The sequence below is a fragment of the Kitasatospora sp. MBT63 genome, from assembly GCF_000710465.2.
Classification (GTDB): domain Bacteria; phylum Actinomycetota; class Actinomycetes; order Streptomycetales; family Streptomycetaceae; genus Kitasatospora.
Genome location: NZ_JAIZ01000596.1, coordinates 1 through 454 on the forward strand (window position 1 = coordinate 1; position 454 = coordinate 454).

Here is a 454-nt window from a genome sequence, read left to right on the forward strand (position 1 = left end):
TGCAGACGGCCGTGCTGACCGCCGCAGCCGAGTGGGACCTTGCCCGGGTCCTCTCGTTCCACCACTTCGTGGCGGAGGCCCGGGCGCTCAGCGCCGGCCTTCGGGACGTCGCCCGGGTGCTGTGGGAGCAGGACCCGGCGCTGCACCCCGCCCCGGGCCTGATCGGGACGAGCTGGCTGGAGTCCGAGCACACCGTCGCCGAGCGCCGGCAGACCCTTGGTGACTTCTCCTCTCTGCTCGCCGCCGACGGACTGCGGCTGCTGCGCTACGTCCTGTCCTCGGTGAAGGTCCTTTCAGAGGGCGTCGATACGTTCGATTGCGACTCCGTGTTCTTCGCGGACGTGCGGGGCTCGATGGTGGACCTGGTGCAGGCCGTCGGCCGGGCGCTGCGGATGCACCCGGGCAGCGGGAAGATCGCCACCATCGTGGTGCCGGTCATCCTCGGTGCCGGGGA

At 71.1% G+C, this 454-nt stretch carries 1 protein-coding gene; it reads left to right on the forward strand.

What is annotated here, in order from left to right:
* Positions 1-454 (forward strand): helicase-related protein (locus tag AA75_RS31470; RefSeq protein ID WP_033823734.1); only part of this gene is annotated, 454 nt, incomplete at both ends.